At 65.7% G+C, this 8,268-nt stretch carries 8 protein-coding genes and 1 pseudogene; 5 read left to right on the forward strand and 4 right to left on the reverse strand.

Annotated elements, in window-relative coordinates; translation table 11 throughout:
* A pseudogene (locus tag BRAS3809_RS37160) lies at positions 1 to 191 on the reverse strand (hypothetical protein); the annotation flags it as partial.
* Between the two features lie 925 nt (positions 192 to 1,116).
* Here BRAS3809_RS37160 and BRAS3809_RS28695 point away from each other — a divergent pair.
* The 3 genes from BRAS3809_RS28695 to BRAS3809_RS28705 are packed head-to-tail and all read left to right on the forward strand — an operon-like array spanning position 1,117 to position 3,766.
* Positions 1,117 to 2,526, forward strand: a complete 1,410-nt coding sequence (locus BRAS3809_RS28695) for a TadE/TadG family type IV pilus assembly protein (protein ID WP_008965511.1) — start codon at positions 1,117 to 1,119, stop codon at positions 2,524 to 2,526.
* A 9-nt stretch (positions 2,527 to 2,535) separates the two neighbouring features.
* A complete protein-coding gene (locus BRAS3809_RS28700; RefSeq protein WP_008965512.1) occupies positions 2,536 to 3,096 on the forward strand; it encodes a TadE/TadG family type IV pilus assembly protein in 561 nt (186 codons plus the stop codon).
* Positions 3,097 to 3,109: 13 nt separating this feature from the next.
* Positions 3,110 to 3,766: a TadE/TadG family type IV pilus assembly protein gene (locus BRAS3809_RS28705; protein WP_008965513.1), complete on the forward strand. Its 657-nt coding sequence runs from the start codon at positions 3,110 to 3,112 to the stop codon at positions 3,764 to 3,766.
* Here the strand turns inward: BRAS3809_RS28705 and BRAS3809_RS28710 are convergent.
* Positions 3,763 to 4,224 carry a GNAT family N-acetyltransferase gene (locus BRAS3809_RS28710; protein ID WP_008965514.1) on the reverse strand — a complete coding sequence of 154 codons (462 nt, stop codon included), beginning with the start codon at positions 4,222 to 4,224 and terminating at the stop codon, positions 3,763 to 3,765. The genes BRAS3809_RS28705 and BRAS3809_RS28710 overlap by 4 nt on opposite strands.
* Positions 4,225 to 4,350: 126 nt before the next feature.
* Here BRAS3809_RS28710 and BRAS3809_RS28715 point away from each other — a divergent pair, with 126 nt between their 5' ends.
* Both BRAS3809_RS28715 and BRAS3809_RS28720 read left to right on the forward strand, forming a co-directional pair.
* Complete coding sequence (locus BRAS3809_RS28715; protein WP_008965515.1) at positions 4,351 to 4,977, forward strand: LysE family translocator; 627 nt, start codon at positions 4,351 to 4,353, stop codon at positions 4,975 to 4,977.
* 270 nt (positions 4,978 to 5,247) lie between these two features.
* Entirely contained in the window at positions 5,248 to 5,808 is a 561-nt protein-coding gene (locus BRAS3809_RS28720; protein ID WP_008965516.1) for a sterol desaturase family protein, read from the forward strand.
* A 74-nt stretch (positions 5,809 to 5,882) separates the two neighbouring features.
* Here the strand turns inward: BRAS3809_RS28720 and BRAS3809_RS28725 are convergent, their stop codons facing one another.
* A complete protein-coding gene (locus tag BRAS3809_RS28725) occupies positions 5,883 to 7,439 on the reverse strand; it encodes an ABC transporter substrate-binding protein (RefSeq protein WP_008965517.1) in 1,557 nt (518 codons plus the stop codon).
* Positions 7,440 to 7,893: 454 nt separating this feature from the next.
* A partial coding sequence (locus tag BRAS3809_RS28730) for a septal ring lytic transglycosylase RlpA family protein (RefSeq protein WP_035659215.1) occupies positions 7,894 to 8,268 on the reverse strand: 375 nt, incomplete at its 5' end.

Raw genomic sequence — 8,268 nt, forward strand, 5'->3', positions numbered from 1 at the left:
GGGCGCAGGGAATGCCGGGTGCTGGCCGCAACCCATGGCCCGCCTGCGAAAGAAAATGCAGGCGGCAGGTACCACAGGTTCAGCCGGTCATCCGGCATTCCCTGCGCGGTGGGCTTGTCGGCTGCTTCGCGCTCTCCCTGGTGCGCCGGGCTTTCTGGCCACCATGATCCGCGCGGCGCGAGACGCGCCATCGCGAACGTGACACCAGCGTCGGGGTGTCGGGACCACGCGACTTGACCGTCTGCACCGTGCCGTTCGTCCACGCGCCATGAGCACGTTGCGACACGATGCAGCCACCGCCTCCCCGCCGCACGACTCGTGACGACCGCGAACCGTCCCTCTTCATCGCGGCGGGATGGCCGGAAATGTGGAGGTGATTTGCCCGACGGGGCAAGCGAAATGATTGCGACGAACTAACACGACGGGCAATTTGCGCATGAGAGCAATGCATCAAATGCCCGTCGGGCAGAGTGACGCGATGGCGAATGATCCGTCAGCGTCTGCGCCCCCACTTAGATCCCGCGGTATGAGTCCCGGCGTTCGCCGGGACGACGGCTGTGGTTGTCGCGCGATCGAGGCATCCAGTCACGCTGCGCTCCGCGTCGCGATGAGCAAACAAACGACGTTCCCAAACTCCGATGTCGTCCCGGCGAACGCCGGGACCCATACTCACAGGATGTCGTTATGAAACGGGATGGTCATGTCCGGCAGATCCGCCCGGCGTCTACGGGTGATTGGCGACGCCGTCACGCCGAGCTGATGAGTTGCGCGGCTGATCCGGAACGGCGGCAATGCCCCGTAGCCGCGTGTTTTCCAGCGTTGGCTCTCAGTCGTTCAGTCAGGACGAGAGGACGACGATGCAGACCAATTGAGTCAAATAAGAGCGAGCCGAGGTCTCTCGAACAGGTCGCGCTGGGGCCATGCTCGGTACTAGCCTCATGCACGTTCAGGCTGAACCTTATCATAATACAGTAATCTTTACTTAACCCGATACCCCTTATCGTGGAAACTACGGGAAATAATCGGCAACGAGCACAGGCCTCCTCCTGACCGACAGTCGAGGCCGCTCCTCGGAATGCCGAGACGGCCAACGCTGCCAAACGAGAGTGAGGGGTCATGCTGCTCGGCCTGGTGCGTCGCTGCGCTCGGGATCGCAGAGCCAACGTCGCGGTCATCTTCGCACTGATGATGGTGCCCACGATCTATCTCGCGGGCATGGCGCTCGACTACACGGTGGCGCTGCGCAAGCAGGGACAGCTCGATGCAGCGGCCGATGCCGCGGCGATTGCCGCCGTCCGCCCAGCCATGTTGAGCGTGACCGATACGACCGTCGTCAAGAACACGGCGGCCGCCGTGTTCGCGGCGAAGGCGACGATGCCGGGCCTGACCACGGTGCCGACACCCACCATCACCGTCACCGATTCAGGGCTGCAGCGGACGATCACGGTTTCCTACGTCGCGCAATCCATCAACAATTTTCCGTCGGTGATCGGCAGCCAGGCCTGGCAGGTCCAGGGCTCGGCGACGGCAAGAGCGTCGAGCGCGCCGAACATGAACTTCTATCTGCTGCTCGACGACTCGCCATCGATGGCGATCGGCGCGACGCAGAACGACATCGACAATCTGATCTCCGCCACCAGCAAGCAGCCGAGCGGATCGAAGAACTGCGGCTTCGCCTGCCACGAGCTGCATCCCAATCTCGACAGCGGCGCAAGTTCGTCGACCGTGGACAATCTCAGCGTCGCCCGCAACAACAGCGTGACGCTGCGGATCGATCTCGTCGCGAATGCCGTCAAGCAGCTTCTGGTCGGTCCCTGGACCTGCCCGCAATCGGGCGTGAGCGGCGGCGTCATGCAATGCATGTCCGCGATCAACAACACCACTTACAAGGCGGCGATCTACACGTTCGACTACAATCTGAACACGATCCAGACCCTGACGTCGCCGAGCAGCGCGGGCACCAAGATCTCGAACATCCAGCTGCTCACCGTGGACCACCAGAACTGCGTCACGACTTCGATCTGCAACACCGATTTCGGCACCGACATCTCGGGCGCGCTCGGCGGCGTCAACACCATCATGCCCGACCCGGGCACCGGAACGAACCAGAGCAGCGACACGCCGCAGGAGGTGGTCTTCCTGGTCACCGACGGCGTCGAGGACAAGCTGATCGCGAAGACCGACACCTGCGACGCCAACGCGACCTATCCGCTGCCCTCGGCCGGCTCGCAGGTGCGCTGCCAGCAACCGCTCAACACGGCGATCTGCGATACGATCAAGAAGCGCAACATCCGCATCGCGATTCTCTACACCGAGTATCTGCAGCTGACGACCGACGGCTGGTACAACAGCCGCATCGCCCAATTCAACAATCCATCGTCGTCGACCGGCACGATCGCGCAGCGTCTGCAAGCCTGCGCCTCGCCCGGCCTGTTCGCGGACGTGCAGACCGGCGGCGACATTTCGACGGCGCTGACCAATCTCTTCCTGAAGGTCGCATCGAGCACGGCGAGCCTCGTGCAGTAAGGGCAACCCATGGCGGAACCGCGCGCAGCATCATCGAAGGACCGCGGCTGGCCTCGCCGCGCCTTCTTCAGGGACGAAAGCGCCGCGACGGCCGTCGAATTCGGGCTGGTCGCCGCGCCGTTCCTCGCCCTCGTCATCGCCCTGATCCAGACGTTCCTGGTCTTCTTCGCCCAGCAGCTGCTCGAATCGATCGCGCAGCAATCGGCCCGCGCCGTGATGACCGGCCAGGTGCAGGCCCAGTCCATGACCGCCGACGCATTCAAGCAGCAGGTGGTCTGCACGAAGATCCGCATCTTCTTCAACTGCGGCGGGTTGATGATCGACATGCAGGTCGCCAACAACTGGTCGGCGACCAATACGGCCACGCCGTCATTGACGTTCGATTCCAACGGCGCCGTCAGCAACGTCTGGCAATACAATCCGGGAACCGCGGGCGACATCGTCGTTCTCAAGGTGATGTATGTCTGGCCTGTCATGCTGGGTCCGCTCGGCTTCAATCTGTCGAACGTGTCGAGCGGCAATCGGCTGATCATGTCGACGGCCGCCTTTCAGAACGAACCCTCGTCGTAGAAGGATCAGGACATTGCTCGCCGGTCTGTCATTACGCACGCGCGACTTCGCCGCCAATGCCGACGCCGTCGCCGCGACCGAGTTCGCCATCGTCCTGCCGTTCATGCTGATGCTGTTGCTCGGCGGTTTCGAACTCGGCAACGGCCTGGCGATCGGCGTCAAGGTCAGCGCGACATCGCACAGCGTCGCCGACCTGGTGGCGCAGAACACCCAGGTCTCCGCATCGCGGATGCTGGACATCCTGCAGGCCTCCAGCTCGATCATCGCGCCCTATCCGACGAAGGACGCCGCGGGAAATTCGCTGATGACCGTGACGGTCTCGGAAGTCTCGACCGACGCCAACGGCAATGCGACGGTGCAATGGAGCCAGTCGACCAGCGCGACGGGCGCGCGCACCGTCGGCCAGAAAATGACGCTGTCGGCCTTCACCACGACCACCCCGACCAACGCCAACATCTCGCTCATCCTGGGCGAGGTGAGCTACGCCTACAAGCCGAACCTCGGTTCCGGCGTGACCGGCCCGGTCACCATCGCGGACAGCTACTACCTGTTCCCGCGCTGCGCGACCAACGGCCCGGCGACGTCGAGCACCGGACCGTATTATGACGTCAAGCTCACATCGACGACGACCTGCACCTGTATCCAGCACGTGCAGCAGAAGATCTGCTAGCCGGGGCGGGACAGAGCTTTCTCGAAACATACGGCCTCGGGCCGTCCGACGTATCTCCCGTAGTTGGGGATACGACGATAGAAGTGGCGCTCGTAGAAGCCGACGGCGCGGGCATTGACCAGCCGGGTCTCCAGCCGGATGGCGGCATAGCCGAGACTGGCGGCCACCGTCTCGAGCTGCGCGAGGATCGCCGAGCCGACGCCGGACGAACCTCGGCGCGCATACATGCGCTTCACCTCGGCGATATCAGCCTCCAGCGGACGCAGCGCGCCGCAGCCGACCGCCTGCCCGGCTCCGTCGCGCGCGATCAGGAAGCAGGCCCGCGGCCCGCGCACGTCGTCCGGATCGAACGACGTGCGGCCGCTGTCGCCGGTCATCTCGGCAAGAGCCGCGGAGAGCTCCGCCAGCAAGGCCTCGGCGTCGGATGACGCCGGATCATCCCGTGATATCGTCAACATGCGTGTCTCCAGCCGGGATGCGCGCGGCCGGCGCTGCGGACGCGCGGCCGCCCGAGCACATCCGGCAGGCTTTGTCTCGTCTCGCCGATTGCCGTACAAGCCGCAATTGCTTCCGCGAGACCTGCCATGCCCGAACTTCCCACCTTCCTGCTGTTCCTGTCCGCCGCCCTGGCCGTCGCGCTGACGCCGGGCCCGGGCATGTTCTACATCGTCGCACGAACGCTGGCCGGCGGCCGTGAGGAGGGACTGGCATCGAGCGTCGGCCTCGGGCTCGGCGGTCTCGTGCACGTGGTCGCCGGCGCGGTCGGGATGTCCGCGCTGGTCATGGCGAGCGCGCAGGCGTTCGTCGTGCTGAAGATCGCCGGCGCCTTCTACCTGATCTGGCTCGGCGTGAAGACCTGGCGCGAGGCGCGTACCGCGTCGCCAACGGAGCCGACGACGACCGGCAGCCGTCGCGCGTTCCGCGACGGCATCGTCGTCGAGGCGCTGAACCCGAAGACGGCGGCTTTCTTCCTCGCCTTCATCCCGCAATTCGTTGATCCCACCGGTCACGTGGCAGCGCAGTTCGTCGCGCTCGGGCTGATCTCCGTGGCGCTGAACACCAGCGTCGACATCGTGGTGACGGTCTGGGCGGCCAGGGCGCGGCATGGGCTCGTGAAGCGGCCAGGCCTCGTGACCCGGCTGCGCCAGGCGTCGGGCGCCGTCATGTGCGGGCTCGGCGGCGCCCTCCTGCTCGCGCGTCGCGCGAATTGAAGGGCTTCGCAACTTCACGCCCATGGGACGGCGGTCCCTCGCGTGCTGCAGCGACACCGGTTCCGCCGATGAGCGCGGGGTTCGCGCAACAAAGCCCTCGGCTCAGCGCAACCCGGGCGTCTGCAAGTCACGCCTTCATGCGGACGACTTATGTCTGCGCTATTTCAGCGGCGTGACAAGCTCTGCGATGGACGCTGATTCCCCGAGCCGGCCGTCGTCGGAGAGAGCCTCACTCTGTCGTCTCTGCATATCTGCGTACGGGCCCCCGACGTGACTCACAGCAAGCTCAGTTACTACGCCGAACTCCTCCTCTATCCGATCGTCATTGTTGCGCTGCTGCTGCTCGAGCTTGCGAGAAGTGGCTTCGTCCTGCAGCCGCGCTGGCTGCTCGCCCTTGGTGCCGGAGCCGCGCTGTGGACGCTGGCCGAATATCTGGTGCACCGGTTCCTCTACCATGAGGTCAAGATCCTGAAGCAGCTCCATGGGCTGCACCACGCGCGTCCGAGCGACCTGATCGGATCGCCGGTGTGGGTCAGCGTGGTCATCTTCACAACGGTCTTCGCGCTCGTTGCGCGCGGTGCGGACCTGCAGATCGCGAGCGGAGGCACGACCGGCCTGCTGCTCGGCTATCTGCTGTATCTTCTGGTCCACGACGCGGTGCATCGCTGGCCGCTGGCCGGGCCATCGCGGCTGCATGCCTGGCTGCGCAGCTGCAGGCTGCGCCATCTGCGCCACCACCGCGACCCCCAGCCCGGCAATTTCGGTGTCGTCACGCCGCTCTGGGATCATTTGCTCGGAACGGCCCTGACGCGGCGCGCGCGCCGCGCCTGAGACGGCGGCCAGCCGGAACGCGCCTCGAACATTGCGCGGCGGGCGAGCCGAAGTCGCCGCGGCGCGCGGGCGCCCTACTCCAGCTCGATCGCCTGGTAGGTGCCGGACTCGTCGAGCGCGGTGCCCCAGATCTTGTGCGAGGCCTGGTGCTCGGCGCGCCCAAAGGAGAGCTTGCTGCCGAGGCCGAGATCGACGCTCTGCATCGATTCCAGCGTGTCGACCAGCCGCTCGGTGTCGAGCGGCGTCGTCTGCTTCAGCGCCTGGATCAGGATGCTGGCCGAGATGAAGCCTTCGAGCGAGGTGTAGTCAGGCGCCTCGCCGGGAAAGTATTTCTCCAGCGCCGTCTTGTAGTCGAGCACGAGGCTCGAATAGCCCGCGACCGAAGGCACGCCCTGGGTGACGATGACGCCGTTGGTGTACTTCGCGCCCAGCAGCTTCAGCTCCGCGGCCAGCGACGAGGAGCCGACTGCCGAGATGTTGGCGTAGATCAGTCCTGGAACGGCGTCGTGGGTCTTCTCGATGAATTTCGCGGCCGCGCGGTCCGTCGCGATCATGATGACCGCCTTGATTGGCGGCTTGGTCTGCGCCTTCAGCTTGCCGACGGCCTCGTCGACATCGAGCGTGCCGCGTGGAAATCCGTAGCGGATGATCGGATCGGTGATGCCGAGCGCGCGGAAGGCCTTGGCGACACCATTGGCGCCGTCGTCGCCATAGGCGTCGTTCTGCGCGAACACGGCGATCTGCTTGGCCGGGATCCGCTTGACCTTCATCAGGTAGTGCACAATCGCGGCGGTCTCTTCCGCGTAGCTCGCACGGTAGTTGAAGACGTAGCGGTCGGGAGGATCGCGGCGGACGACGGCAGAGCCGCTATAGGGCGCGAAGAACAGCGCGCGGCGCTCCAGGGCATAGGGGATCGCCACCGCGTTGTTGGCCGTGCCCATGTTGCCGATGAAGCCGAACACCTGGTCCTTCTCGTAGAGCTGGGTCATTGCTCCCAGGGTGCGGTTGGGATCATAGCCGTCGTCGGCCGCGATCAGCCTGAGTTTGCGGCCATTGATGCCGCCGGAGTCGTTGACGCGGGCGAACGCCGTCTCGATACCGAGCTTCATCTGTCGCGCCGGCTCCTTGCGCACCCCGGAGAACGGAATGACGGTGCCGAACCGGATCTCGGTGTCGGTGACGCCATGCGGCGGCGACGGCGGCAGACTGGCGGTCGGCTGCGTCGCGGCCGCGGCGGTCGGAGCCGCCAGCGCCAGGGACATCGTCGGCGGTGCGGACTGCTGCTGCTGAAGCGCGCGCTCGAGGTCCGCCAATTGGCGCTCCGCGGCCTGGCAGGTCACCAGCGAGGATGCGACCCGGCCGCGGCCCTCGGCGATGTAGCTGTTGAAGCTGCGCGCGAGCCCGTCGCGCTCCGTATTGCCCGAGGAGGCCTGGCGGATCACCTCGCTGAACTGATCGATGATCGTCTGCACGCGCCCCTGCGCGATCTCCCGACAGGTCGCGGCCTGCCCGACGACCGGGCCGACGCGAGATGCGAGATCGCGGACGACATCGGCGGAAATTGCGAAAGCGGAGGTGGTCGGCAGGACGAGGCAGGTTCCGAGAAGCAACGCACACCAGCGAACGGTCATTTCAAATTTTCCCGTTTTCTTCTGATTAGTTGGCCATGTGGACTACATGAGTTACACAGCCATCCTCATAAGGACAGGTTGCAGGACACCGCAACCTCCATCTGGCTGCCCCCCGCCGCCCCCGCCGGCGACCATGCGCCGTCGGACGCCTGCTCGAACGCCGTGCCGCGGCTAGCGCAGCTTACAGCCGGCGCGAACGATCATATCTCTGAATCAATGAGTTGCCGCGCCGCATCGACCGCAGCAAAGGTTTTCATCGACGCGATGACCTTTCGGTGATGGTCGGCGCCGAACGCGGCCGCGAGGCCAAGATGAAACTGCTTCCAGTGTTAACCGGCGTTGACGCCGGTCGTTAGAATGCATGTCGACCGCGCGAGAACGGGAACCGGCTGCGGCGCGGCCACGAGCTGATGAGTTCAAAGCGAGCGCGGCTGCTAACTGATCATAGACGCTGTCAGCGGCCGATCTGTGGCTGCCGCTCCGGCGAGCGGAGCAGCGTCAGCCGCGTTGGCGGCGGGCGCAGCAGCGGCCGGGCATTGGCAGGCGCCATCTGCGGCGGGGGCGGCTTGTGCGGCCGCGGCTTCGGCCAGCGCACGACGTCGAGCCTGACGTCGGCGAGGCCCGACTCCACCATGTCCAGCAAGGACGCCGCGGCATAGGACAGGTCGACGACGCGGCCGTCGACATACGGCCCGCGGTCATTGATGCGCACCAGCACCGAGCGGCCGGTGTCGAGCCGCGTGACCCGCAGCCGGGTGCCGAACGGCAGGGTCCGGTGCGCGGCGGTCATCGCGGTCTTGTCGAACACCTCGCCATTGGCGGTCGGCTG

This window comes from Bradyrhizobium sp. STM 3809 (assembly GCF_000239795.1).
GTDB lineage: Bacteria > Pseudomonadota > Alphaproteobacteria > Rhizobiales > Xanthobacteraceae > Bradyrhizobium.

Excerpts from the sequence above, each read along its gene's own strand:
- BRAS3809_RS28695 (WP_008965511.1), top strand. The coding sequence starts at position 1,117 with ATGCTGCTCGGCCTGGTGCGTCGCTGCGCTCGGGATCGCAGAGCCAAC.
- BRAS3809_RS28700 (WP_008965512.1), top strand. The coding sequence starts at position 2,536 with ATGGCGGAACCGCGCGCAGCATCATCGAAGGACCGCGGCTGGCCTCGC.
- BRAS3809_RS28710 (WP_008965514.1), bottom strand. The coding sequence starts at position 4,224 with ATGTTGACGATATCACGGGATGATCCGGCGTCATCCGACGCCGAGGCC.
- BRAS3809_RS28715 (WP_008965515.1), top strand. The coding sequence starts at position 4,351 with ATGCCCGAACTTCCCACCTTCCTGCTGTTCCTGTCCGCCGCCCTGGCC.
- BRAS3809_RS28725 (WP_008965517.1), bottom strand. The coding sequence starts at position 7,439 with ATGACCGTTCGCTGGTGTGCGTTGCTTCTCGGAACCTGCCTCGTCCTG.